Annotated in this window: 19 protein-coding genes and 1 pseudogene; 12 read left to right on the top strand and 8 right to left on the bottom strand. The window is 70.3% G+C overall.

Going from position 1 to position 24583, the window contains the following annotated elements; all coding sequences use genetic code 11:
• A partial coding sequence (locus PV341_RS27590; protein ID WP_500359243.1) for a GNAT family N-acetyltransferase occupies positions 1–846 on the top strand: 846 nt, incomplete at its 5' end.
• Between the two features lie 52 nt (positions 847–898).
• On the opposite strand, the gene dnaB is transcribed toward PV341_RS27590, so the two are convergent.
• Positions 899–2374, bottom strand: a complete 1476-nt coding sequence (dnaB, locus tag PV341_RS27585) for a replicative DNA helicase (RefSeq protein ID WP_499512913.1) — start codon at positions 2372–2374, stop codon at positions 899–901.
• 437 nt (positions 2375–2811) lie between these two features.
• Between dnaB and PV341_RS27580 the strand changes: the two genes are divergently transcribed.
• Positions 2812–4155, top strand: a complete 1344-nt coding sequence (locus PV341_RS27580) for an MATE family efflux transporter (RefSeq protein ID WP_500330927.1) — start codon at positions 2812–2814, stop codon at positions 4153–4155.
• 104 nt (positions 4156–4259) lie between these two features.
• Here the strand turns inward: PV341_RS27580 and rplI are convergent, their stop codons facing one another.
• From rplI to rpsF, 4 genes and pseudogenes are all read right to left on the bottom strand, one after another.
• The gene (gene rplI / locus PV341_RS27575; protein ID WP_089225418.1) at positions 4260–4709 is read right to left on the bottom strand and encodes a 50S ribosomal protein L9; all 450 of its coding nucleotides are present in this window, start codon (positions 4707–4709) and stop codon (positions 4260–4262) included.
• A gap of 17 nt (positions 4710–4726) precedes the next feature.
• Positions 4727–4963, bottom strand: a complete 237-nt coding sequence (rpsR, locus tag PV341_RS27570) for a 30S ribosomal protein S18 (protein ID WP_026250812.1) — start codon at positions 4961–4963, stop codon at positions 4727–4729.
• 68 nt (positions 4964–5031) lie between these two features.
• A pseudogene (locus PV341_RS27565) lies at positions 5032–5409 on the bottom strand (single-stranded DNA-binding protein); the annotation flags it as partial.
• 61 nt (positions 5410–5470) lie between these two features.
• Entirely contained in the window at positions 5471–5761 is a 291-nt protein-coding gene (rpsF, locus tag PV341_RS27560; RefSeq protein ID WP_361791024.1) for a 30S ribosomal protein S6, read from the bottom strand.
• A gap of 291 nt (positions 5762–6052) precedes the next feature.
• Here rpsF and PV341_RS27555 point away from each other — a divergent pair, with 291 nt between their 5' ends.
• From PV341_RS27555 to PV341_RS27545, 3 genes are all read left to right on the top strand, one after another.
• Positions 6053–6388, top strand: a complete 336-nt coding sequence (locus PV341_RS27555) for a hypothetical protein (protein ID WP_499512910.1) — start codon at positions 6053–6055, stop codon at positions 6386–6388.
• Between the two features lie 142 nt (positions 6389–6530).
• A complete protein-coding gene (locus PV341_RS27550) occupies positions 6531–7652 on the top strand; it encodes a lipid II:glycine glycyltransferase FemX (RefSeq protein WP_500330923.1) in 1122 nt (373 codons plus the stop codon).
• Between the two features lie 51 nt (positions 7653–7703).
• On the top strand, positions 7704–8735 hold the full coding sequence (locus PV341_RS27545; RefSeq protein ID WP_499512908.1) for an alanine racemase: 1032 nt from the start codon (positions 7704–7706) through the stop codon (positions 8733–8735).
• Between the two features lie 22 nt (positions 8736–8757).
• Here PV341_RS27545 and PV341_RS27540 read toward each other — a convergent pair whose 3' ends face one another.
• Both PV341_RS27540 and PV341_RS27535 read right to left on the bottom strand, forming a co-directional pair.
• Entirely contained in the window at positions 8758–10305 is a 1548-nt protein-coding gene (locus tag PV341_RS27540; protein ID WP_500330922.1) for a glycosyltransferase family 87 protein, read from the bottom strand.
• Between the two features lie 140 nt (positions 10306–10445).
• Positions 10446–13148 carry a transglycosylase domain-containing protein gene (locus tag PV341_RS27535; protein WP_500359242.1) on the bottom strand — a complete coding sequence of 901 codons (2703 nt, stop codon included), beginning with the start codon at positions 13146–13148 and terminating at the stop codon, positions 10446–10448.
• A gap of 347 nt (positions 13149–13495) precedes the next feature.
• Here PV341_RS27535 and PV341_RS27530 point away from each other — a divergent pair, with 347 nt between their 5' ends.
• From PV341_RS27530 to PV341_RS27515, 4 genes are all read left to right on the top strand, one after another.
• Positions 13496–14146 (top strand): PadR family transcriptional regulator, encoded by a 651-nt coding sequence (locus PV341_RS27530; protein WP_500359241.1) that lies wholly within the window; start codon positions 13496–13498, stop codon positions 14144–14146.
• Positions 14147–14169: 23 nt separating this feature from the next.
• Positions 14170–15252 carry an inositol-3-phosphate synthase gene (locus PV341_RS27525; protein ID WP_499512904.1) on the top strand — a complete coding sequence of 361 codons (1083 nt, stop codon included), beginning with the start codon at positions 14170–14172 and terminating at the stop codon, positions 15250–15252.
• Positions 15253–15351: 99 nt separating this feature from the next.
• Positions 15352–16641 carry an MFS transporter gene (locus tag PV341_RS27520; protein ID WP_500332024.1) on the top strand — a complete coding sequence of 430 codons (1290 nt, stop codon included), beginning with the start codon at positions 15352–15354 and terminating at the stop codon, positions 16639–16641.
• A 132-nt stretch (positions 16642–16773) separates the two neighbouring features.
• Entirely contained in the window at positions 16774–17253 is a 480-nt protein-coding gene (locus tag PV341_RS27515; protein WP_500332025.1) for an LppU/SCO3897 family protein, read from the top strand.
• Between the two features lie 85 nt (positions 17254–17338).
• On the opposite strand, the gene PV341_RS27510 is transcribed toward PV341_RS27515, so the two are convergent.
• Positions 17339–18754: a CCA tRNA nucleotidyltransferase gene (locus PV341_RS27510; RefSeq protein WP_500359240.1), complete on the bottom strand. Its 1416-nt coding sequence runs from the start codon at positions 18752–18754 to the stop codon at positions 17339–17341.
• Positions 18755–18914: 160 nt separating this feature from the next.
• Here PV341_RS27510 and PV341_RS27505 point away from each other — a divergent pair, with 160 nt between their 5' ends.
• The 3 genes from PV341_RS27505 to PV341_RS27495 all read left to right on the top strand — a co-directional run.
• The gene (locus PV341_RS27505; protein ID WP_500332027.1) at positions 18915–21317 is read left to right on the top strand and encodes a DUF6049 family protein; all 2403 of its coding nucleotides are present in this window, start codon (positions 18915–18917) and stop codon (positions 21315–21317) included.
• A gap of 33 nt (positions 21318–21350) precedes the next feature.
• A complete protein-coding gene (murJ, locus tag PV341_RS27500) occupies positions 21351–23414 on the top strand; it encodes a murein biosynthesis integral membrane protein MurJ (RefSeq protein WP_500332028.1) in 2064 nt (687 codons plus the stop codon).
• Positions 23415–23534: 120 nt separating this feature from the next.
• A partial coding sequence (locus tag PV341_RS27495) for a protein kinase family protein (protein ID WP_500359239.1) occupies positions 23535–24583 on the top strand: 1049 nt, incomplete at its 3' end.

The following is a 24583-nucleotide window of genomic DNA, read 5'->3' as shown; positions in this document are numbered from 1 at the left end:
GTGCGCCGCCTCACCCCCGCCGACCTCCCCGCCTGCAGCGCGCTGGCCGTCAGCCGCGACTGGGGCGCCGAGGAGCACAAGTGGCGCTTCCTGCTCACCCACGGCACCGGTTACGGCATCGACGCCCCCGACGGCGACGGCCTGGCCGCCACCACCGTCCTGACGCGCTACGCGGGCGGCCTGGCGGCGGTCAGCATGGTCCTGGTCGCGGCCCGGTACGAGGGGCAGGGCCTCGGGCGGCGGATCATGACCCACGTCCTGGCCGAGGCGGGCGACGACACCGTCACCCTGCACGCCACCGACCGCGGCCGCCCCCTCTACGAGAAGCTCGGCTTCCGGGTGGTCGGCACCGTCGTCACCCACCGCGGCCGCTTCGCCCCGCGGGTGCCCGCCGGGACCGGCGGTCCCGCCGCCGCGCAGCCGCGGCCCTTCACCGATGCCGACCTGCCGGCCCTGCTCGCCCTCGACGCCGAGGTGTTCGGCGCGGACCGCTCACCCCTCCTGCGCGACCTGCCGCGGTTCGCCGAACGCGTCCTGGTCGCCGAGGAGGACGGTGTCCTGACCGGTTACGCCTCGGCCTGGCTGAACGCGGACACCCTGGTCGTGGGTCCCGTCGTCGCCGGGAGCGCGGCCGGGGCCAAGGGGCTGATCGGCGCGATCACCCGCGACGCGGGCACACCCGTCCGCCTCGACCTGCGCACCGGCACCCCCGGCGGTCTCGACGGCTGGGCCGCGGAGCACGGCGTGGCCCCCGTCTTCCCCAACACCCTCATGGTGCTCGGTGACCGTGATCTGCCCGGCGACGAACACCGCCGCCACGCACCGCTGATGGTGGCCCTGGGCTGAGCCGCCGTCCTGCCGCGCGGAGGTCGCACGGCGGATCCCGCCCGCGGACGGCTCAGGTCTGGGCCATGTCCACGAAGCGCGAGTAGTGGCCCTGGAAGGCCACGGTGATGGTGGCCGTGGGGCCGTTGCGGTGCTTGGCGACGATCAGGTCGGCCTCGCCCGCGCGCGGGGACTCCTTCTCGTAGGCGTCCTCGCGGTGCAGCAGGATCACCATGTCCGCATCCTGCTCGATGGAGCCCGATTCACGCAGGTCGCTGACCATGGGCTTCTTGTCCGTGCGCTGTTCGGGGCCACGGTTCAGCTGGGAGAGCGCGATGACCGGCACCTCGAGCTCCTTCGCCAGGAGCTTGAGGTTGCGGGACATGTCGGAGACCTCCTGCTGACGGCTCTCGGGCCGGCGCGAACCGCCCGCCTGCATCAGCTGGAGGTAGTCGATGACGACCAGACGGAGGTCGTTGCGCTGCTTGAGCCGACGGCACTTGGCCCGGATCTCCATCATCGACAGGTTCGGCGAGTCGTCGATGTAGAGAGGCGCCGCGGAGACGTCCGGCATCCGGCGGGCCAGCCGCGTCCAGTCGTCGTCGGTCATGTTGCCGGAGCGCATGTGGTGCAGGGCGACCCGGGCCTCGGCGGACAGCAGGCGCATCGCGATCTCGTTGCGGCCCATTTCGAGGGAGAAGAAGACGCTGGGCATGCCGTTGGTGACCGAGCAGGCGCGGGCGAAGTCCAGCGCGAGCGTGGACTTGCCCATCGCGGGACGGGCGGCGATGACGATCATCTGGCCCGGGTGCAGGCCGTTGGTGAGGGAGTCCAGGTCGGCGAAGCCGGTGGGCACCCCGGACATCTGGCCGCTGCGCGAGCCGATGGCCTCGATCTCGTCGAGGGCGCCCTCCATGATCTCGGAGAGCGGGAGGTAGTCCTCGCTGGTGCGCTGCTCGGTGACGGCGTAGATCTCGGCCTGCGCGGAGTTGACGATCTCGTCGACGTCGCCGTCGGCGGCGTACCCCATCTGCGTGATGCGCGTGCCCGCCTCGACGAGCCGGCGCAGGACCGCGCGCTCGTGCACGATCTCCGCGTAGTACTCGGCGTTGGCGGCGGTGGGCACCGCGTTGACGAGGCTGTGCAGGTAGGGGGCCCCGCCCACGCGCACGAGCTCACCGCGCTTGGTCAGCTCGGCGGCGACGGTGATGGGGTCGGCGGGCTCACCGCGGGCGTAGAGGTCGAGGATCGCGGCGTAGATGGTCTCGTGGGCGGGCCGGTAGAAGTCGGCGCCCTTCAGCACCTCGACGACGTCGGCGATGGCGTCCTTGGACAGCAGCATGCCGCCGAGCACCGACATCTCGGCGTCCAGGTCCTGCGGGGGTACGCGTTCGAAGCCGGCCGCTCCGCGGTCGTCGTCACGGTCGCGGTCGCGGTCCCGCTCGTCCCTCCGGCGGAAGCGGGAGACGGGCAGGCGGTCACCGGGACCGTCCGGCGGGAACGGCGGCTCGCTCCCCCAATGGTCGTCCGCGGGTTCGGGCTGGCTCACCCCCCTGCCACCTCCTCCCCTCCGGCGCGGACCGCTGCGTCGTGTTCCATTTCCTACGCCACGGCTCTGACAATCAGCCGCCCGGACACACCTGTGGCACGTCGGGCGACGCCCCACGGTAGGGGTCCGCGGGGCCCACAGCCAAGACGGTTATCCACAGGGGCTGGGGATGACCTGTTGAAGAACCGCCCCTACCTGTGGAGAAGCCCGCTCCAGCTGTGTACAGGGCGGGGGACAGTGCGGTGGACAAGCACACAATCACGCAATGATCACGTGGTTGACCTGCGCTTTCTTCATCCACCCACTGTGGACAAGAAAAACTTGCCCGCTCGGCCCAAGATCACGACAAACGGCACGGAGGAGATCACCCTGTGCAGCCGCAAGTAAGAGGCTGCATTGCCTTGCGTCCCTTACATGTGGATGATTACCCTTGCCGGGTGCCCCAGGTCGCCGAACACTCCCCCCAGCAGGCCGTACGCCGCCACGACCGCGAGATCATAGGCCTCGCGCTGCCCGCCTTCGGCGCGCTGGTCGCCGAACCGCTCTTCCTCATGGCCGACAGCGCGATCGTGGGCCACCTCGGCACGTCGCAGCTCGCCGGGCTCGGTGTCGCGGGCGCCCTGCTGACCACCCTCGTCGGCGTCTTCGTCTTCCTCGCCTACGCCACCACCGCCGCCGTCGCCCGCCGGGTCGGCGCGGGCGACCTGCCCGCGGCGATCCGCCAGGGCATGGACGGCATCTGGCTCGCCCTCCTCATCAGCGCCGCCGCGGTCGCCGTCGCCGTCCCCGCGGCACCCGCCCTCGCCGACCTGTTCGGCGCCTCGGGGACCGCGGCGCCCTACGCCGTCACCTACCTGCGGATCAGCGCCCTCGGCATCCCCGCGATGCTCGTCGTCCTCGCGGCCACCGGTGTGCTGCGCGGGCTGCAGGACACCCGTACCCCGCTCTACGTCGCCGTCGGCGGCTTCGCCGTGAACGCCGTGCTCAACGTGGTGCTGGTGTACGGCGCCGGCCTCGGCATCGCCGGCTCCGCCTGGGGCACCGTCATCGCCCAGAACGCGATGGCGGCCGTCTACCTCGCCGTCGTGGTCCGCGGCGCCCGCCGGCACGGCGCCTCGCTCCGGCCCGACCTCGCCGGCATCCGCGCCTGCGCCCAGGCCGGGACGCCCCTGCTGATCCGCACCCTGAGCCTGCGGGCCGTCCTGCTGCTCGCCACCGTGGTCGCGGCCCGGCTCGGGGACGCCTCCGTCGCCGCCCACCAGATCACCACCACCCTCTGGTCGCTGGCGGCCTTCGCCCTGGACTCCATCGCCATCGCGGGTCAGGCCATCATCGGCCGCTACCTCGGCGCCGACGACGTGGCCGGGGCCCGGGCCGCGTGCCGCCGCATGGTGCAGTGGGGCATCGCCTCCGGCATGGTGATCGGCCTGCTCCTGGCCGTCTCCCGGCCGCTGATCGCCCCGCTGTTCACCCCGGACCCGGCCGTGCGCTCCCAGTTGACGACCGTCCTGCTGGTGGCGGCGCTCTCCCAGCCGGTCTGCGGCGTGGTCTTCGTGCTGGACGGGGTCCTCATCGGCGCCGGCGACGGCACCTACCTGGCCTGGGCGACGGTCGTCACCCTCGCCGTCTTCGCCCCGGTGGCGCTGGCCGTACCGGCCCTGGGCGGGGGACTCACCGCCCTGTGGTGGGCGATGGGGCTGATGATGCTCACCCGGCTGGCCGGCCTCCACTGGCGCGCCCGCTCGGGGAAGTGGGCCGTCACCGGCGCCGTACGCGCCTGACCCGCAGGTCATCCCGCACGCCTTCCGCACGGCTCCCGTACGTGAACGACGCCGGGCCCGGAACCTCGCGGTTCCGGGCCCGGCGTTCACGCGGTGCGCGAGTGTCAGGAAGCGACGACCTCGACGTCGAGAGCGGCCTCGACCTCGGGGTGCAGACGCACCGACACCTTGTGCGAGCCCAGCGTCTTGATCGGGGAACCGATCTCGATCCGGCGCTTGTCCACGTCCGGACCGCCCGCGGCCTTGACGGCGGCGGCGATGTCGGCCGGGGTCACCGAACCGAACAGCCGGCCGGCGTCGCCCGCGCGGGTCGACAGCTTGACCTTGACGCCCTCGAGCTGCGCCTTGAAGGAGTTGGCCTGCTCGACGGTCGCGATCTCACGGATCCGGCGCGCGCGGCGGATCTGCTCGACGTCCTTCTCGCCACCCTTGGTCCACGCGATCGCGAAGCCGCGCGGGATCAGGTAGTTGCGGGCGTAGCCGCTCTTGACCTCGACGACATCGCCGGCGGCACCGAGGCCACTGACCTCGTTGGTGAGGATGATCTTCGCCATTGCTCGGTCACCCTTCCTTAGCGAGCGGTCGAGGTGTAGGGCAGCAGCGCCATCTCACGGCTGTTCTTCACGGCCGTGGCGACGTCGCGCTGGTGCTGGGTGCAGTTGCCGGTGACCCGGCGGGCACGGATCTTGCCGCGGTCGGAGATGAACTTCCGCAGCAGGTTCGTGTCCTTGTAGTCGACGTAGGTGATCTTGTCCTTGCAGAACACGCAAACCTTCTTCTTAGGCTTGCGAGCAGGCGGCTTCGCCATTGTCTCTCTCCAGTGTGATCAAGAAGTTTGGTACGCCGCCGCCCTTAGAAGGGCGGCTCGTCCGAGAAACCGCCGCCGCCGCCGCTGGCCCGGGTGATCTTGGCGGTCGCGCTGCGCAGGCTGGCGCCGACCTCGTCGACGTCCAGCTCGTAGACCGTCCGCTTGACGCCCTCGCGGTCGTCGTACGAGCGCTGCTTCAGACGGCCCTGCACGATGACGCGCATGCCCTTCTGGAGCGACTCGGCCACGTTCTCCGCCGCCTGCCGCCAGACCGAGCACGTGAGGAAGAGGCTCTCGCCGTCCTTCCACTCGTTGGTCTGCCGGTCGAAGGTGCGGGGAGTGGACGCGACACGGAACTTCGCGACCGCCGCACCGGACGGGGTGAAGCGCAGCTCGGGGTCGTCGACGAGATTGCCGACGACCGTGATGACGGTCTCGCCTGCCATGGTGAGTGACCTCTCGGCTTTGCTTGGCTTCTCGGTTTCCCGACTGCCTGAGCCGTCAGGCTCAGTGGGTCTCGGGACGGAGGACCTTGGTCCGGAGGACCGACTCGTTCAGGTTCATCTGACGGTCGAGCTCCTTGACGACCTCAGGAGTGGCGTTGAGGTCGATGACCGAGTAGATGCCCTCGGGCTTCTTCTTGATCTCGTACGAAAGACGACGACGGCCCCAGGTGTCGACCTTCTCGACCTTGCCGCCGCCATTGCGGACGACGCCGAGGAAGTTCTCGATCAGCGGGGAGACAGCACGCTCCTCGAGATCGGGGTCGAGGATCACCATCACCTCGTAGTGACGCATGTGGAACCCACCTCCTTTGGACTCAGCGGCCACGGCGTTTCCGTGGCAGGAGGGTTTGCATCGCGTCGCAACGGTATCGCGGCCCACCGACAACGCCCGCGGCGTTCCGGGGATCACTCCCCGAAGGCCCTTCGGGACCGTCGTGTGGACCTGCACAGACACCGGTGCAGACGGTACACACTACCCGCCTCGTGGCTTCCGGTTGAAATCCGGCCCCGGAAGCCCGCAATCTGTACACATCGGGTGTGTCCGGCGCTACGATGCGCCACCTCTCCATCACGGAGGTGCCCTATGGCACAGGCAGTGCGACCCACCACCGGCAGCCGTCTCTACCAGCGGATCCTCAGCACCCTCAACTCGGACGGCCGACCCCACCCGGTGGAGAACACCCTGGCCGTCGCGACCGTCGTGCTCGGCCTGATCTCCTCCATCGCGGCGTTCTGGAGCGGGCTGCACCTGCTCAGCTCCTGGGCCGGCCTGGTCGGCATCCTCGTGGGCGCCGTCGGGCAGTACCGCTCCGCGACCACGGCCGAGCGCTTCTTCTTCATCATCGGCATGGGGCTGGCCGCGGTCGGCTTCTACATCGGCATGGCCCACGGCGGCCTCTTCGGCGGGGTGGTGTCCTAGCCCTCCGTTCCCGGCCCCCGCCGGGAGAAGCCGCGGACCGAGTTGTCCACAGCCCTCGCGGGGGCGTTCGCCGTTCGCAGTAGGCTTCGGCGCAGTAGTGCAGTCAGCAATGCCGTAGCCGCAGCGATGGGGAGCGCCCCGCATGAGCTTGACCCTGAGGACCATCAGTCGGGAACAGCACCTGGCGTACATCCAGAGCCTGCCCTCGGCAAGCCACTGCCAGGTTCCCGCCTGGGCGGACGTCAAGACGGAGTGGCGCTCGGAGAACCTCGGCTGGTTCGACGACAAGACCGGTGAGCTGGTCGGCGCCGGCCTGGTGCTCTACCGGCAACTGCCCAAGGTGAAGCGCTACCTCGCGTACCTCCCCGAGGGCCCGGTGATCAACTGGTACGCGCCCAACCTGGAGGAGTGGCTGCGCCCGATGCTGGCGCACCTGAAGCAGCAGGGCGCGTTCTCCGTGAAGATGGGCCCGCCGGTCGTCATCCGCCGCTGGGACGCGGCCGCCATCAAGTCCGGCATCGCCGACCCGGACGTCAAGCGCCTGCGCGACGTCGAGGCCACCTTCATCGAGCCCCGCGCCTTCGAGGTGGCCGACCGGCTGCGCCGCATGGGCTGGCAGCAGGGCGAGGACGGCGGCGCCGGCTTCGGCGACGTGCAGCCCCGCTACGTCTTCCAGGTCCCGCTGGAGAACCGCAGCCTGGACGACGTCCAGAAGGGCTTCAACCAGCTGTGGCGGCGCAACATCAAGAAGGCCGAGAAGGCCGGCGTCGAGGTCGTCCAGGGCAGCTACGACGACCTCCCCGTGTGGCAGCAGCTGTACGAGGTGACCGCCGAGCGCGACCACTTCCGCCCGCGGCCCCTGTCCTACTTCCAGCGCATGTGGCAGGTCCTCAACTCCGAGGACCCCAACCGCATGCGGCTGTACTTCGCCCAGCACGAGGGCGAGGCGGTCGCCGCCGCGACGATGCTCGTCGTCGGCCGGCACGTCTGGTACTCGTACGGGGCCTCGGCCAACCACAAGCGCGAGGTCCGGCCGAGCAACGCCATGCAGTGGCGGATGCTGCGGGATGCCTACGCGCTCGGCGCGAGCGTGTACGACCTGCGCGGCATCAGCGACTCGCTCGACGAGAGCGACCACCTCTTCGGTCTCATCCAGTTCAAGGTGGGCACCGGCGGGCAGGCTGCCGAATACTTGGGCGAGTGGGACTTCCCGCTCAACAAGCTCCTGCACAAGGCGCTCGACATCTACATGTCCCGCCGCTGACCCACCTGCCCGACCGACCGCAGACACCGCAGAAAGGTCCTCGTTCCGGCCATGGCGCTCACCCTGTACGTCGACACCGCGCGCTGGCGTGCGCACCAGCAGTCCGTGGCGGAGCAGTTCCCCGGGCTGGTCCCCGTCTGCAAGGGCAACGGGTACGGCTTCGGGCACGAGCGCCTGGCCGAGGAGGCGATCCGGCTCGGCTCGGACGTCCTCGCCGTGGGCACGACGTACGAGGCCGCCCGGATCAAGGACTGGTTCGGGGGCGACCTGCTGGTGCTGACCCCGTACCGGCTGGGCGAGGAGCCGGTGCCCCTGCCGGACCGCGCCATCCGCTCCGTGTCCTCCGTGGAGGGCGTGCGCGGCCTGGTCGGCGCCCGGGTGGTCATCGAGGTCATGAGCAGCATGCGGCGCCACGGCGTCAGCGAGGACGACCTGGTCAAGCTGCACTCGGCCATAGACGACGTCCGCCTGGAGGGCTTCGCCATCCACCTGCCGCTGGACCGCACCGACGGCTCCGACGCGGTGGAGGAGGTCTTCCGTTGGATGGAACGGCTGCGCGCGGCGCGGCTGCCGCTGCACACCATGTTCGTCAGCCACCTGAAGGCCGGCGAGCTGACCCAGCTGCGCAACCAGTTCCCGCAGACCCGCTTCCGCGCCCGGATCGGCACCCGGCTGTGGCTCGGCGACCACGAGGCCACCGAGTACCGGGGCGCCGTCCTGGACGTCACCCGCATCGCCAAGGGCGAGCGCTTCGGCTACCGCCAGAACAAGGCCTCCGAGGACGGCCACCTGGTCGTCGTAGCGGGCGGTACGTCGCACGGGGTGGGCCTGGAGGCCCCCAAGGCCATGCACGGCGTCATGCCGCGCGCCAAGGGCGTCGCAAGGGCCGGTCTGGCCACCATCAACCGCAACCTGTCGCCCTTCGTGTGGGCCGGCAAGCAGCGCTGGTTCGCCGAGCCCCCGCACATGCAGGTGTCGATCCTCTTCCTGCCGGGCGACGTGGCGCCCCCGGCGGTCGGGGACGAGCTGGTGGCGCACCTGCGGCACACGACGACCACGTTCGACCGCGTCGTCGACCGCTGAACGCCCCGGGCGTCCCCTCCGCTCAGTGGGGCGGGGCCGGCGGCGCCGGGTCCACGCCCCACTGCACCGGGCGCGCCTCGCCGTAGCCGTGACCGTCCTCGGGCCCGCCCTGCAGCGGCGCCGCGTGCCGGGGCTGGTGCGGGGACCGCCCCAGCACGAACGCGTCCTCCGCCCCGTCCAGCACGCCCCCCGAGGGGTCGTCCGAGCCGTCCTGGCGGACCGCGTCGCGCTCGGGGAAGACGATGTCGCGGACGACGACCACGCACAGGTACAGCGTCCCGATCAGGTGCGCCGCGATGGCCAGGTGGTAGCCGTCCTGGGGCAGGCCCTTGCTGTTGCCGCCCGTCGTGTACGCCAGGTACGACCAGATCCCGAGGAAGTACATGACCTCGGCCGCCTGCCAGATCAGGAAGTCCCGCCAGCGCGGCCGGGCGAGCGCCGCGAGGGGCACCAGCCACAGCACGTACTGCGGCGAGTACACCTTGTTGGTCAGGATGAAGGCGGCCACGACGAGGAAGGCCAGCTGCGCGAAGCGCGGGCGCCGCGGGGCGAAGAGGGTCAGCCCCGCCATGCCGGCGCAGAACAGCAGCATGAGCGCGATGGCGTAGGAGTTCGCGCCGTCGATGGACTTGCCGGTCTGCTGGGAGATGATCAGCCAGACCGAGCCGTAGTCGACGCCCCGCTCCTGGCTGAAGGTGTAGAACTTCGCCCAGCCGTCCCGGGCGAGCAGCATCACGGGAAGGTTCACCACGAACCAGGCCACCGCGGCACCGCCCACCGCCGCGCTCCAGGCCTTCAGCTTCCCGGCCCGCAGGCACAACAGGAACAACGGCCCCAGCAGCAGCACCGGGTAGAGCTTGGCGGCCGTCGCCAGCCCGATCAGGATGCCCGCGGCCAGCGGCCGGTTGCGCGACCACAGCATCATCCCGGCCGCCGCGAGGGCGACCGCGAAGAGGTCCCAGTTGATGGTCGCGGTCAGCGCGAACGCGGGCGCCAGCGCGACCAACAGCGCGTCCCACGGGCGGCGCCGGTTGGTCCGGGCGACGCAGACCGCGATGACGGCGGTGCAGACCAGCAGCATCCCGGCGTTGACCAGCCAGTAGATCTGCTCCCGGTGCTGGATCGTGCCGCCGTGCGGGGTGAGCCAGGAGGCGACCTCCATGAACAGCCCCGTCAGGACCGGGTACTCCAGGTAACCCATGCCGCCGGAGACCGTGTCCGGGATGCGGTCGAAGTACGGGACGAGGTCGTCGGCGAAGCCCCGGCCGTAGTACAGGTGCGGGATGTCGGAGTAGCAGGCGTGGCTGTACTGGGCGTTCGCCCCGTAGAACCAGCCGCTGTCGTAGCACGGCAGCTTCTGCACCATGCCCAGCGCGAACATCCCGATCGCGACCAGCACGACCACGCGCAGGGGGTTCCACCACCCCCGCCGCCCCACGGCCGCGAAGCGGCCGAGCGGGCCGCCGATGACCTCGCTCCCGGCCACGGCGACCGGGTCCTCGCGGGTCGGGGGCACGACCGCCTCGGCCTCCGAGGCCTCGTGGTGGGGGTCTTCGCGCACGATCGTCATGGGCCACATCCTGCCCTACATCGCCACGCGCGGAGCGTCGGATCCCCACGCAGCCCTCCACCCGGCGGGAACGCCCGCGGCCGCGGAGGGCGTGCTGCCCTCCGCGGCCGCGGGTTCACTCTCGACGGGACCCGGGGCGGTTAACCGCCACTGCCTCCGAGTAGCCCACCGTTGCCGTTGCCTCCATTGCCTCTCGTACTGCTGGAGGACACGGTCGGTGTCGGTGAGCCGCTCGACCCGCCGTCTGTGGTGCCACCGTCGGTGGTCCCACCGGCGTCCTGGCACTGCCACTGCCAGGGCTTGCAGTCACTGGTGTCCGTCGGGGTCGGCTTGCCCTGCGGCCGCGTGGCGGTCGGGGTCGGGTTCGTGGTCGCCGACTCGGTCGGGCTGGCCGAGACCGAGGGGCTCGCCGACGGGGCGCCGGCCTGGTCCTTGACCTCGCCGACCTTCCCGGGGTCCGGGAAGCCTTCGTCCTTCCCCGAGAGCGCCTCGCTCATGTACTTCGCCCAGACCTCCGCCGGCATCTCACCACCGTGCGCGGAGTCCTTCCCCGCGGTGCCCGCCATGCCGATCAGACCGGGCTTCTTGGGGTTCTCCCGGAACAGGACCACCGAGGTCGACAGCTGCTTGGTGTACCCGACGAACCAGGCGGACCTGGTTCCCTTCTCGCTGTCCGTGGTACCCGTCTTGCCCGCCACCGTGCGGCCGACCGCCAGGGCCTTCTGACCGGTGCCGTTCTTGACCACGTTCTGCAGCACGTCGGTGACGTTGTTGGCGACGTTGCTGTCGATCGCGTCCCGCTTGATCTTCGGCTTGCCGAAGCCCGGCAGGACCTTGCCGCCCGCGACCACCTTGGTGACGGAGTAGGGCTCGGCCTGCGTGCCCGACGAGGCGAACGTCGCGTAGGCGTCGGCCATGCGGATGGCGGACGGCTTGGACGTACCGATCGAGAACGAGGCGTTCAGGGACTCGAAGCTCGAATCCAGCACACCCGCGTTCTTCGCCATCTCGGCCACCTTGGGCAGTCCGACGTCCTCGCCGAGCTGCACGAAGGGGGTGTTGATGGACTGCTCCATCGCCTTGCGCAGCGTGATGTAGCCCCAGGGGTACCCGCTCTCGTTCTTCTGCTTGAAGACGCTGCCGTCCTTCTTCAGGACCCAGTTGCCTTCATGGTCCTTGATCTTGAGCAGGTCGTTGCCGTTGTACTTGCTCTGCGGCGACAGCCCGACGCCGTTGGTCTGGTTGGTGCCGTACTGCATCGCCGCGGCCAGGACGAACGGCTTCCAGGTGGAGCCGACGGGGACACCCGTGGTGTTGGCGTTGTTGTTGAACTGGCCGTGCTCGTAGCCCTCGCCGCCGTAGATGGCGACGATCTTGCCGTCACCCGGTACCACGGACGCCGCGCCGAACTGGACGTACTTGTCGGCGTCGCGCTTCTTCGGGTTGATGTTGTCCTTGCGGACCTTGTCGACGGCCTTCTTGAGCGACTCGACCTTCTTCTGGTCGAAGGTCGTGTGGATCTCGTAACCGCCCTTGTCCAGCTGGCTCTGGCTGATGTCCGAGTGACTCAGCACGTAGCTCTTGGCGATGTCGACCAGGTAGCTGATCTGACCGCTCATGCCGGCGGTCGCCTTGAGGCCCTGCGGCATCGGGTACTTGCTGACGGCCTCGGTGTACTCATCCTTGTTGAGCTTGCCGTCCTTGTACATCTCGCCGAGGATCCACTTCCAGCGTTCCTCGGAGCGGACCCGGTTCGCCTTCGCCGTCGCGGTGCTGTCGATGTTCGTGGCACCGGCCGGGTCGTAGTACGTCGGACCCTTGAGCAGCGCGGCGAGGAAGGCGCACTGGCTCGGGGTGAGCTTGTCGGCGTCGACGCCGTAGTAGGTCTGCGCGGCCGCCTGGATGCCGTAGGCGCTCCGCCCGTAGTACGAGGTGTTCAGGTAGCCCTGCAGGATGTCGGGCTTCTCGAGCTTCGTCCCCACCTTTATGGAGATGAAGAGCTCCTTGAACTTGCGGCTGACCGTCTGGTCCTGGCTCAGGTAGGTGTTCTTGACGTACTGCTGGGTGATCGTCGAACCGCCCTGCGCGTCACCGCCCTTCGCCATGTTGAACAGGGCCCGGCCGACGCCCATGGGGTCCACGCCGGAGTCTTCGTAGAAGCTCTTGTTCTCCGCGGAGATCACCGCGTTCTGCATGGCCTTGGGGATGTCGGAGAGCGTCACGTTCTGCCGGTTGGCACCGGTGCCGGTCGCCACCATGCGGCTGCCGTTGGCCCAGTAGAAGACGTTGTTCTGCGACTTGGCGGCGTCGTTCTCGTTGGGGATGCCCACCATCGCGTAGCCCACGCCCGCGACCGCGACCAGGCTGCCGAAGAAGAACAGGCACAGCCCGGAGGCGAGCTTCCAGGACGGCATCCAGCGGCGCCATCCGTCCTTCCCCCAACGGGGGTAATCGATGATGCGCTTCTTCGGGGGCTGGCCCCCACCGCGGCCGCCCTGCGCGTCCGTGGCGCCACGGCGGCGGCCGCCCTTCTGCGTGGCCTGGGCGGCACGGCGCGCGGCTGCCCGCCCCTGGTACGGCGGCTCGGCCCCGCGGGACCGGCCCCCCGTACCCGCGCGGCCCCCCGCGCCAGCACCCGCACCCTGACGGGGGGGTTGTCCCATGCCCTGGCGCGGGCCGTGGCCCTGCCCCGAACCGGTTCCGTGCGTGCCGTACGGCTGCGGCGTGGGCGGCCCAGCGGCCCGCCGGCCGCCTGGCGGCGGGGGCGGCTGCTGCGCGCCGCGCCGGGCGGCGGCCCGGCCGTCGCCGGGCGACTGCGGCGGCTTGCGACGGTGCTCGCTCATGAACAGCTACTCCTAGGACAGGCGGAATCGCCTGAAAGCGGCAGTTGATTTCCGGTCCCCCCGGCGTGCGATGACCGCACTGCACCAGGGACAAGGACGCTCACTGGCGTCACACGGTTCCCGGTGCTCTGCATGGCGAACAGAGTACGCACGGTCAAAAGAGGTTCTAGCCAGATGTTCATCACATTCCGGGCGGTTGACGGTGGACGGATTTCGTGATGTGACGCCGGTCACCGTGAGCCGCCTTGCCGTACCGGGGAACTCGTTCTATCGTCTCGATGTATCGAGTCGATACATCACGGCGAGATAAGAGGCGACGAAGGCACGGACGGGAGGGACACGAGGGCATGAGCAAACGCTCCGGCATCCTCGAGTTCGCCGTCCTGGGCCTGCTGCGCGAATCCCCGATGCACGGTTACGAGCTGCGCAAGCGGCTCAACACCTCGCTCGGTGTGTTCCGCGCGTTCAGCTACGGCAGCCTCTACCCCTGCCTCAAGACACTGGTCACCCAGGGCTATCTGGTCGAGGAGACCGGCCCTGACCCCGATCCGCTCGCCGCGCCGCTGGCCGGCCGACGGGCCAAGATCGTGTACCGGTTGACGGCGGCCGGCAAGGAGCACTTCGAGGAGCTCCTCGCCCACTCCGGCCCTGACGCGTGGGAGGACGAGCACTTCGCGGCTCGTTTCGCCTTCTTCGGCCAGACGTCCAGGGACGTACGGATGCGTGTCCTCGAGGGGCGGCGCAGCCGCCTCGAGGAGCGCCTGGAGAAGATGCGCGCGTCCCTCGCGCGTACCCGTGAGCGGCTCGACGACTACACGCTCGAGCTGCAGCGGCACGGCATGGAGTCGGTGGAGCGAGAGGTCCGCTGGCTGAACGAGCTGATCGAGACCGAGCGGGCAGGGCGTGACAAGCAGCCCCCGGCCGCTCCGTCCGCCGATGCCGAGCAGGACAACCAACAGGAAAACGGCGGACCCGGCACGCGCCGGGGACCCGCGTGACGATTACACAGGGAGCAACCGGAATGGGTTCGGTTCGCGTAGCCATCGTTGGCGTGGGCAACTGCGCCGCTTCGCTGGTGCAGGGTGTCGAGTACTACAAGGACGCCGACCCGGGCACCCGCGTGCCCGGCCTCATGCACGTGCAGTTCGGCGACTACCACGTGCGTGACGTCGAGTTCGTGGCGGCCTTCGACGTGGACGCGAAGAAGGTCGGTCTCGACCTCGCGGACGCCATCGGTGCCAGCGAGAACAACACCATCAAGATCTGCGACGTGCCGCAGAAGGGCCTGACCGTCCAGCGCGGCCACACCCTGGACGGTCTCGGCAAGTACTACCGCGAGACCATCGAGGAGTCCGCCGAGGAGCCGGTGGACGTCGTGCAGATCCTCAAGGACCGCCAGGTCGACGTGCTGGTCTGCTACCTGCCCGTGGGTTCCGAGGACGCGGCGAAGTTCTACGCGCAGTGCGCCATCGACGCCAAGGTCGCCTTCGTCAACGCCCTCCCGGTCTTCATCGCCGGCACCAAGGAGTGGGCGGACAAGTTCACCGAGGCCGGTGTGCCGATCGTCGGTGACGACATCAAGTCGCAGGTCGGCGCCACCATCACGCACCGCGTGCTGACCAAGCTCTTCGAGGACCGCGGAGTCATCGTCGAGCGCACCATGCAGCTGAACGTCGGCGGCAACATGGACTTCAAGAACATGCTCGAGCGCGAGCGCCTGGAGTCCAAGAAGATCTCCAAGACGCAGGCTGTCACCTCCCAGATCCCCGACCGCGACCTGGGTGAGAAGAACGTCCACATCGGCCCCTCGGACTACGTGGCCTGGCTGGACGACCGCAAGTGGGCGTACGTCCGTCTCGAGGGCCGTGCCTTCGGCGACGTGCCGCTGAACCTTGAGTACAAGCTCGAGGTCTGGGACTCCCCGAACTCCGCGGGTGTCATCATCGACGCGCTGCGCGCGGCGAAGATCGCCAAGGACCGCGGCATCGGCGGCCCGATCCTGTCGGCGTCCTCCTACTTCATGAAGTCCCCGCCGGTGCAGTACTTCGACGACGAGGCCCGCGAGAACGTGGAAAAGTTCATCCGCGGCGAGGTCGAGCGCTGAACAGCGGCTTAACCCCCGTCACCACTCGTCGTACGACGCGACCGCACAGGCCCCCGGGTATCGCACCCGGGGGCCTGTGCGTCATGTGAGGCTGTGCGCATGCCCGTTGTCCGTGATCTCCGTGTGCTGCTGCGCTTCCGGGACTTCCGCCGGCTGCTGACGGTGCGGCTGCTGTCCCAGCTCTCCGACGGGGTCTTCCAGGTGGCGCTGGCGGCCTACGTGGTCTTCTCCCCGGAGAAGCAGACCTCGCCGGCCGCGATCGCCTCCGCGATGGCGGTCCTGCTGCTGCCGTACTCGCTCCTGGGGCCGTTCACGGGCGTCCTGCTGGACCGCTGGCGGCGCCGGCAGGTCCTCCTCCACTGCAACCTGCTGCGGGCGGCGCTCTCCGTCGGCACCGCCGTGCTGATGCTGCTGCGCGTCCCGGACTGGCTCTTCTACCTGTCCGCCCTCTCGGTCACCGGCATCAACCGCTTCGTGCTCGCGGGCCTGTCGGCCGCCCTGCCCCGGGTCGTCGACGGCGAGCGCCTGGTCATGGCGAACGCGCTGTCCCCGACCGCCGGCACGCTCGCGGCCACCGCCGGCGGGGGAGCGGCCTTCCTGGTGCACCTGGTGCTGGCCGAGGGCACCCGCTCCGACGTCCTGGTCGTGGTGCTGGGCGCCGTCCTCTACCTCTGTGCCGGGCTCGCCGCACTCACCCTGGGGCGGGACCTGCTGGGGCCGGACCCGTCCCGCATCCAGCCGCGGGTGGGCGAGGCGCTGCTCAGCACCTTCCGCGGCCTGGTGCACGGCTTGGGGCATCTGCGCCGGCGGCCGCGCGCCGCACGCGCGCTGGCCGCGATGACGGCGATGCGCTTCTGCTACGGCGGGCTCACGGTGACGGTGCTGATGCTCTGCCGCTACGCCTGGGCGGGATCCGACGGGACCGGCCGTGGAACGGCGGACGGACTGGCGCTGCTCGGGCTGGCGGTCGCCGTCTCGGGTGCGGGCTTCTTCGCGGCGGCCGTGCTCACCCCCTGGGCCACGGGCCGCTTCGGCACCTTCGGATGGATCACCGTCTGCGCGGGTTCGGCCGCCGTCCTGCTCCCCGCACTGGGCCTCCCCTTCGAGCCGGCGCCGGTGCTGGCGGCGGCCTTCGTGCTGGGGCTGGCCACCCAGGGGGCGAAGATCGCCACCGACACGGTGGTCCAGTCCTCGATCGACGACGCCTACCGGGGGCGCATCTTCTCGATCTACGACGTGCTGTTCAACGTCGCCTTCGTCGGCGCCGCAGCCATCTGCGCGCTGGTCCTCCCGCCGGACGGTCGCTCCGTGGGGCTCCTCCTCGGGCTCTCCGCGGTCTATGCGGCGGTGGCGGTCGGCACCGCCGGGACTCCGCGTCGTTTCACGTGAAACACGAAGATCACCCCGCGTCCGCCCGTTTCACGTGAAACACATGCCCCGGCGGATGGGCTGTCCGACCCCTCCAGTAACGTTCGCGCGTTCACAGGAACTGACAGGTTCATCCCAGGGAGGGGAACGACCATGGCGACTCCGCCACCTGACAACACCAACATTCCGGCCCCGCAAGGCCAGCCCGGCGCCTTCCCGCCGCCCCAGGGCCAGCCCGGCGCCTTCCCGCCCCCGCAGGGTCAGCCCGGCGCCTTCCCGCCGCCTGCCGCCCCGCCGCGGCGCGGCAGAAACATCGGCAAGCGCATCATCGGCGTGATCGTCACCATCGTGGTCATCATCGGCGTGCGGTTCGCCTTCTCCCAGTTCGACCAGACCGACGCCGAGACGTCGAAGGTCGGCAGCTGCCTCCACAACAAGGGCACCGAGCAGAGCCCGGACCTGGTGGACGCCGACTGCTCCTCCGGCGATGCACAGTTCAAGATCGTCAAGAAGTTCGACGACTCGACCGACCAGAAGCAGTGTGAGTCCGTCACCGAGTCGGACGTCTACTACACCCAGTCCGGGACCGACTTCAACAACGTGGTGCTCTGCCTGCAGACCATCAGCAAGTGACGGGACGGGCGTTAAGGCCGAGGGGGTCGTGTTTCACGTGAAACACGACCCCCTCGGCACGTCCACGGCCCGGACGGGGTGACGCTCAGCCCTGCGCGGCCCACCACTCCTTCAGTGCGGCCACAGCGGCCTCCTCGCCCAGCGGACCGTTCTCCAGGCGCAGCTCCAGCAGGTGGTTGTACGCCTTGCCGACCTGGGGGCCCGGAGGGATGCCCAGGACCTCCATGATCCGGTTGCCGTCCAGGTCCGGCCGGATCGCGTCCAGCTCCTCCTGGCCCTTCAACTGCGCGATGCGCTCCTCGAGCCCGTCGTAGGTGCGCGACAGGGCCCCCGCCTTGCGCTTGTTGCGGGTCGTGCAGTCGGAGCGGGTCAGCTTGTGCAGCCGGTCGAGCAGCGGTCCGGCGTCCCGGACGTAGCGCCGGACGGCGGAGTCGGTCCACTCCCCGGTCCCGTAGCCGTGGAAGCGCAGGTGCAGCTCGACCAGCCGGGCGACGTCCTTGACGGTGTCGTTCGGGTACTTGAGCTTGGTCAGCCGTCCCTTGGTCATCTTGGCGCCGACCACCTCGTGGTGGTGGAAGGAGACCCGTCCGTCGGGCTCGAAGCGCCGGGTCCGCGGCTTGCCGATGTCGTGCAGCAGCGCCGCGAGGCGCAGCACGAGGTCCGGCCCCTCCGTCTCCAGTGCCATCGCCTGGTCCAGGACGGTCAGCGTGTGCTCGTAGACGTCCTTGTGGCGGTGGTGCTCGTCACGCTCCAGGCGCAGCGCCGGCAGCTCCGGGAGGACCCGTGCGGCCAGGCCGGTCTCCACCAGCAGCTGCAGGCCCTTGCGGGGGTGGTCGGAGACGACCAGCTTGTTGAGCTCGTCCCGGATCCGCTCGGCGGAGACGATCTCGATGCGGTCGGCCATCTCCGTCATCGCCGTCACGACCTCGGGAGCCACCTCGAAGTCCAGCTGGGCGGCGAAGCGCGCGGCGCGCATCATCCGCAGCGGATCGTCGGAGAAGGACTCCTCCGGGGTGCCGGGAGTGCGCAGCACGCGCTGGGCGAGGTCACCGAGCCCGCCGTACGGGTCGACGAACTCCGCCTCCGGCAGGGAGACCGCCATCGCGTTGACGGTGAAGTCCCGGCGGACCAGGTCCTCCTCGATGGTCTCCCCGTAGGAGACCTCCGGCTTGCGCGAGGTGCGGTCGTAGGCCTCGGAGCGGTAGGTGGTCACTTCGATCTGGTAGCCGTACTTCCGGCAGCCGACCGTGCCGAAGGCGATGCCCACCTCCCAGACGGCCTCCGCCCACCCGCGGATGATCTTCAGTACCTGGTCGGGCCGGGCGTCGGTCGTGAAGTCGAGGTCGTTGCCGAGCCTGCCGAGCAGGGTGTCGCGGACCGAGCCGCCGACGAGGGCAAGCCGGAATCCGGCGTCCTTGAAGCGACGGCCGAGCTCTTCGGCCACCGGCGCGATCACCGGCACGGTCTTCAGGGTCTGGGGGGCGTTGTTGGCATTCGGCACAACAGAAAAGGGTACGTGGCCATGCGCCCCGCGGCGGACCGGTTTACCGGCATCCGCGATCTTGCCGACGCCTCCGCGCCCCCGGACTGTATCGATCTTGTGGCCCACTCACAGCACTTTGGGTCTTCGAGCATCGTTACCATTCCAGGACGCACATCCGATGACGACGAGGGACGGCCAGCGCGTGGGCGAGGCGGCACAGCACCCCGGAGGCACTCCGGCCCGTTCGAGGCTGCGCCGGGCCACGGCACTGCTCGTGGGCGCCACCCTGTTCACCGGCCTGGTCCAGGCCCGTACGGCTCCCGCGGCGTACGCGGAGGGCTCCGACGGCCGGGCCGTGGACGTGTCGGTGAACTCACTGTCCCCCACCGTGCCGGCCAAGGGCGACACCCTCACGGTGACCGGCACCGTCACGAACAAGAGCAAGCACACCGTCAGCGGTGCCCACGTGGGCGTGGAGATCGCCCCTCAGGGCCCGCTGGGCAGCCGCAGCGCCATCAGCGGCACCTCCACCAGCGCGCCCCACACCGCGGCCGACGGCGAGGAGATCCCCGGGCACACCGTGCCCGTCGACGACCTGCCGGCGGGCATCAGCCGCAGCTTCACCCTGGAGGTCCCGGTCAAGGACCTGGACCTGGGCCGGGACGGCGTCTACCAGCTCGGGGTCTCCCTGACCGGGCGGACCAGGGACCGCGGCTACGACGAGTACCTGGGGATCGAGCGGACCTTCCTCCCCTGGTACCCGGACGGGGACGCCAAGCCGACCCGCTACACCTTCCTGTGGCCGCTGATCGACCGCCCGCACCTCGCCGTGCGCAGCGAGAGCGACGACCAGCAGAGCCCGATCTTCCTCAACGACGACCTCGCCGCGGACCTGGCGCCCGGCGGCCGTCTTCAGCAGATGGTGGCGCTCGGCCGGGACCTGCCCGTCACCTGGGTCATCGACCCGGACCTGCTCGCCACGGTCGACGCGATGACGCGCCGGTACCAGGTCGCGGGGCCCGAAGGTGATCTCGACCACACCACGTCCGGCACCGGGACCGACGACGCGAAGCGCTGGCTGAACAGCCTCAAGGAGGCCGTCGCCGGGGACGAGGTCGTCGCCCTGCCCTTCGCCGACCCCGACCTCGCCTCGATCGCGCACCACGGCAAGAGCGTCCCGGGCACCCTGAACCACCTCAAGACCGCCACGGAGCTCGCGACCACGACGGTGGAGACCGTCCTCAACGGCGTGGTCACCCCCGACACGGACGTCTCCTGGCCCGTGGAGGGCGCCGTCGACCCCTCCATCGTCGACGTGGCCACCTCGGCCGGCGCCGACAAGGTGATCGCCCGCAGCGACAGCCTCGGCGAGCCCGGCGGCCTCAGGTACACCCCCACCTCGGCGCGGCCCATCGGCGGGGGCACCACGGCGGTGGTCGCCGATTCCGGGCTCTCCAAGGCCTTCCAGGGCGACATGACGTCGGCCGGGACCTCGACCCTCGCGGTGCAGAAGTACCTGGCCCAGACGCTCATGATCACGATGCAGGCGCCCGACCGGCAGCGCAGCATCGTCGTCGCCCCGCAGCGCATGGCCAAGGCCTCACAGGCGCAGGCCATGGCCCAGGCCATCACGGAGGTCGCCGCCGGCGGCTGGGCCGAGACCGTCGACTTCTCCGCGGCGGCGAAGGCCACCCCCGACCCCAAGGCCAACCGCACGGTGCCCGGTACCGGGTCCTACCCCAAGCGCCTGCGCAAGCAGGAGCTGAGCACCGCGGCCTTCCGCCAGATCCAGGCGACCCAGGGCGAGCTCGACGACTTCATGGCCCTCCTGAGCAAGCCCGACCGGGTGCGGACCCCCTTCGGCAACGCACTGATGCGCTCGATGTCCACCGAGTGGCGCGGCTCCCCCCGGGGGTCGGCCGCCTACCGCACGGCCATCTTCGACTACCTGTCCGACCTGATGAGCCTGGTCTACCTGCTCCCCAAGACCGGGACGCTCACGCTGTCGGGCCGCAGCGGCACCATCCCGGTGACCGTGAAGAACGAGCTCGGCCAGACCGTGCAGGGCCTGGAGCTGCGCCTCACGTCCAGCCAGGGCAACAGCCTCGACCCGGGCGAAGCGCAGCCCGTGACCGTGGAGGGCGGCCACACCCGCTCCCTGAAGTTCGAGGGAACCGCCGCCCGCAACGGACTGAACACGGTCACCGCCCAGCTGTACACGGCGGACGGCGCCAGGTTCGGCTACCCCATCACCTTCCAGGTGGATGTCACCTCCATCACATCCACCGTCATGCTGGTGATCGCCGCCGGGCTCCTGCTGCTCGTGCTGGCGGGCGTCCGGATGTACCACCAGCGCAAGCGCCGCGCGGCCGCCGGGGGCGAGGACGACGACACTGATCCGTCCGAGGACGACGCGGACCCGTCCGGGGACGGGGACACGGGCGAGGACGAGGACGACGCCGCAGAGGGCACCATGGGTGACCGGGACGGCGTCGAGGACGAGCAGCCGGGTGACCTGGCGCCGGACACCTCCCCGGAAAGTACGGACCCGTCCGGGACGGGTGAGAAGGTGGACCGATAGCCAGCGAGCCATGGCCGATGAGGTGGGGCAGAGATGAACGCACCGTACGACGGTGAGCGCGAACGGGAAGCCGGGGAGCGGTTTCCCGAGCAGCCCGGGCAGTACCCTGCCGCGCCCGACCCGTACCTGCAGGACACCTACGCCCGCGACCCGTACCAGCGGCAGGATCCGACCGCGCAGGACCCGGTGGGCGAGGCGCTGTACGACCGCACCGCGCACCCGCCGGCCCAGCCCCATGCCTACGGGCCGCCGTACGCGCACCAGGAGCCGTACCGCATGCCCTACGCCGACGACGCCAACACCCGGTACGTCGGCGTCGACGAGCTGGTCTCCCACGCCCCGGACGAGGACGGGAGGTCGGCGCGGCCGGACGAGTACGCCCACCTCTTCCGCGACGAGCCGGTGCAGACGGCCCCGGCGGAGCCCGAGCCCGCGGCGGAGCCCGTGGCCGGGAAGTCCGGCGGACGGGCCGGCAGCATCCTCAAGTCCAGCGCGCTCATGGCGGCCGGCACCCTCGTCTCCCGGGTCACCGGATTCCTCCGCACCCTGGTCATGGCGGCCGCGATCGGCGTCGGCACGCTGAACGACGGCTACCAGGTCGCCAACACCCTGCCCACGATGATCTACATCCTGGTCGGCGGCGGCGCCCTCAACGCGGTCTTCATCCCCCAGCTGGTACGGGCCATGAAGAACGACGACGACGGCGGCGAGGCCTACGCCAACCGCCTGCTCACCCTGGTCGTCGTCGGACTGGCAGCCGTCACCGCCGTCTGCGTGATCGCCGCACCGGTCTTCATCCAGGCGATGTCCCACGACATCGCCTCCGACCCGGTCAGGTTCGAGGTCGCGGTCACCTTCGCCCGCTACTGCATCCCCACCATGTTCTTCATGGGGGTGCACGTCGTCCTCGGGCAGATCCTCAACGCCCGCGGCCGCTTCGGCGCGATGATGTGGACCCCGGTCCTCAACAACGTCGTCATCATCGCCACCTTCGGCGCCTTCATCTGGGCCTTCGGCTCCTTCACCGACACGCGCGTCTCCTCCGGGACCATCACCCCTGACGGGGTCCGGCTGCTGGGCCTCGGCACCCTGCTGGGCCTGGCGGTGCAGGCGCTGGCGATGCTCCCCTACCTGCGCGACGCCGGCTTCCGGATCCGGCCGCGCTTCGACTGGCGCGGCCACGGCCTCGGCCACGCGGCGAAGCTGGCCAAGTGGACCTTCTTCTTCGTCCTCGCCAACCAGGTCGGCATGATCGTCCTCACCCAGTTCGCCACGGCGGCGGGCGCGGCGGCCGAGAAGACGGGCCACGAGGGCGCGGGCATCACCGGCTTCAACTACGCGCTGCTCCTGTGGCAGATGCCGCAGGCCATCATCACCGTCTCCGTGATGACCGCCGTGCTGCCGCGGATCTCCCGCGCCGCGGCCGACGGTGACGCCGCCGCCGTCCGCGACGACCTCTCCTACGGCCTGCGGACCTCGGGCGTGGCCGTCGTGCCCGCCGCGTTCGCCTTCCTCGCCCTCGGCCTCCCCATGGCCACCCTGCTCTACAGCAGCTCCGGAGAGGGCGCCCTGAACATCGGCTACATCCTGATGGCCTTCGGCCTCGGGCTGATCCCGTTCTCGGTGCAGTACATCGTCCTGCGCGGCTTCTACGCGTACGAGGACACCCGCACCCCCTTCTACAACACGGTCATCGTCGCCGCCTGCAACGCCGTCGCGGCCGCCGTCTGCTACTTCGTTCTCCCCGCCCGCTGGGCCGTGGTCGGCATGGCGGCGGGGTACGGCCTCGCCTACACGATCGGCGTCGGAGTGGCGGTCAAGCGGCTGCGCAGGCGCCTCGGCGGCGACATCGACGGCAAGCGCGTGGTCCGCACGTACGCCAGGCTCTTCGGTGCGTGCATCCCCGCCGCTGCGGGCGCCGGCGCCGTCGTCTACGGTGTCTCGCAATCGCTGGGTCACGGCGCTGCCGCATCGTTGCTGTCGCTGGTGCTCGGCGCCCTTGTGCTGGGCGGGATCTTCTTCATCGCCGCCAAGCGCATGCGCGTCGAGGAACTGACGGCCATGGTCGGCATGGTCAGGGGCCGGCTGGGCCGCTGACGGCGCCCAGCGCGCAACCTTCGTGGGCCGTCGTGTGTCGTGCATAGCGGTGGACTGTTGGCACAATTGTCCTCGGCTGTGTTGTCAGATCTTGCAACGGATGGGGAGGCAGGAACGACGGTGGCGGAACGGAGCACGGCTGCCGTCGGAGTGGCCAACGAGGGCGGCGAAGAGCAGCTCGCCGCCCACACGGACGGGGCCACGGCCGACGAGGCGACGGACCGGAGCGAAGAGCAGGACGCGCCAGAGCAGACCATCCCCGAGGAGACAGCACCGACCAAGTCCGAGCCGCCGGAGCTCCACAGCGGCCACAAGCTCGCCAAGCGCTACCGCCTGGAAGAGTGCCTCACCCGTTCCGACGGCTTCAGCAGCTGGCGGGCCGTCGACGAGAAGCTGCGCCGCGCCGTGGGCATCCACACCCTGCCCGCCGACCACGGCCGGGCCCGTTCGGTGCTGGCTGCGGCCCGCTCCGCCGCCCTGCTCGGTGACCCCCGTTTCGTCCAGGTCCTCGACGCGGTCGAGGAGAACGACCTCGTCTACGTCATCCACGAGTGGCTCCCGGACGCGCGCGAACTGACCGCCCTGATCACCGCCGACCCCCTGGAGCCGCACGAGGCCTACCAGATGGTCAGCCAGATCTCCCAGGCCATGGCGGCCGCCCACCGTGAGGGGCTGGCCCATCTGCGGCTCGGCCCCGACGCCGTCCTGCGCACCGACTCCGGCCAGTACCGCATCCGCGGTCTGGCCGTCGCCGCCGCGTTGCGCGGGATCTCCTCCGAGCGCCCGCAGCGGGAGGACACCGAGGCCATCGGAGCCCTCCTGTACGCCTCGCTCACCCAGCGCTGGCCGTACCCGGAGGACGAGCACGGGCTCACCGGCCTCCCCAAGGACGTCGGCCTGGTCGCGCCCGACCAGGTGCGGGCAGGGGTCCACCGTGGGCTGTCGGAGCTGGCCATGCGTGCCCTGGTCAACGACGGGGCGACGGCCTCCCGTGAGCCGGAGCCCTGCACCACCCCCGAGGAGCTGGCCAAGGCCGTCACCGCGATCCCCAAGATCCGGCCGCCCGAGCCGGCGATGGCGCCCTACTCGCGCACCACCTACCAGCAGGGCTCCTACCGCCAGACCGGCGCGGGCCCCGCGTCCCCCGGCGCCACGGCGTCCCTCCCCGC

The sequence above is a fragment of the Streptomyces sp. PA03-1a genome, from assembly GCF_033792805.1.
In the GTDB taxonomy this organism is placed as follows: Bacteria; Actinomycetota; Actinomycetes; order Streptomycetales; family Streptomycetaceae; genus Actinacidiphila.
The sequence above is the reverse complement of the archived record's forward strand: the minus strand, read 5'-3'. Positions and strand labels throughout refer to the sequence as shown.

What these genes read in the sequence shown, in the direction of transcription:
- rplI (WP_089225418.1), bottom strand. Translation starts at nt 4,709, where the DNA reads ATGGCGAAGATCATCCTCACCAACGAGGTCAGTGGCCTCGGTGCCGCC.
- rpsR (WP_026250812.1), bottom strand. Translation starts at nt 4,963, where the DNA reads ATGGCGAAGCCGCCTGCTCGCAAGCCTAAGAAGAAGGTTTGCGTGTTC.
- rpsF (WP_361791024.1), bottom strand. Translation starts at nt 5,761, where the DNA reads ATGCGTCACTACGAGGTGATGGTGATCCTCGACCCCGATCTCGAGGAG.
- PV341_RS27555 (WP_499512910.1), top strand. Translation starts at nt 6,053, where the DNA reads ATGGCACAGGCAGTGCGACCCACCACCGGCAGCCGTCTCTACCAGCGG.
- PV341_RS27550 (WP_500330923.1), top strand. Translation starts at nt 6,531, where the DNA reads ATGAGCTTGACCCTGAGGACCATCAGTCGGGAACAGCACCTGGCGTAC.
- PV341_RS27545 (WP_499512908.1), top strand. Translation starts at nt 7,704, where the DNA reads ATGGCGCTCACCCTGTACGTCGACACCGCGCGCTGGCGTGCGCACCAG.
- PV341_RS27540 (WP_500330922.1), bottom strand. Translation starts at nt 10,305, where the DNA reads ATGACGATCGTGCGCGAAGACCCCCACCACGAGGCCTCGGAGGCCGAG.
- PV341_RS27535 (WP_500359242.1), bottom strand. Translation starts at nt 13,148, where the DNA reads ATGAGCGAGCACCGTCGCAAGCCGCCGCAGTCGCCCGGCGACGGCCGG.
- PV341_RS27530 (WP_500359241.1), top strand. Translation starts at nt 13,496, where the DNA reads ATGAGCAAACGCTCCGGCATCCTCGAGTTCGCCGTCCTGGGCCTGCTG.
- PV341_RS27525 (WP_499512904.1), top strand. Translation starts at nt 14,170, where the DNA reads ATGGGTTCGGTTCGCGTAGCCATCGTTGGCGTGGGCAACTGCGCCGCT.
- PV341_RS27520 (WP_500332024.1), top strand. Translation starts at nt 15,352, where the DNA reads ATGCCCGTTGTCCGTGATCTCCGTGTGCTGCTGCGCTTCCGGGACTTC.
- PV341_RS27515 (WP_500332025.1), top strand. Translation starts at nt 16,774, where the DNA reads ATGGCGACTCCGCCACCTGACAACACCAACATTCCGGCCCCGCAAGGC.
- PV341_RS27505 (WP_500332027.1), top strand. Translation starts at nt 18,915, where the DNA reads ATGACGACGAGGGACGGCCAGCGCGTGGGCGAGGCGGCACAGCACCCC.
- murJ (WP_500332028.1), top strand. Translation starts at nt 21,351, where the DNA reads ATGAACGCACCGTACGACGGTGAGCGCGAACGGGAAGCCGGGGAGCGG.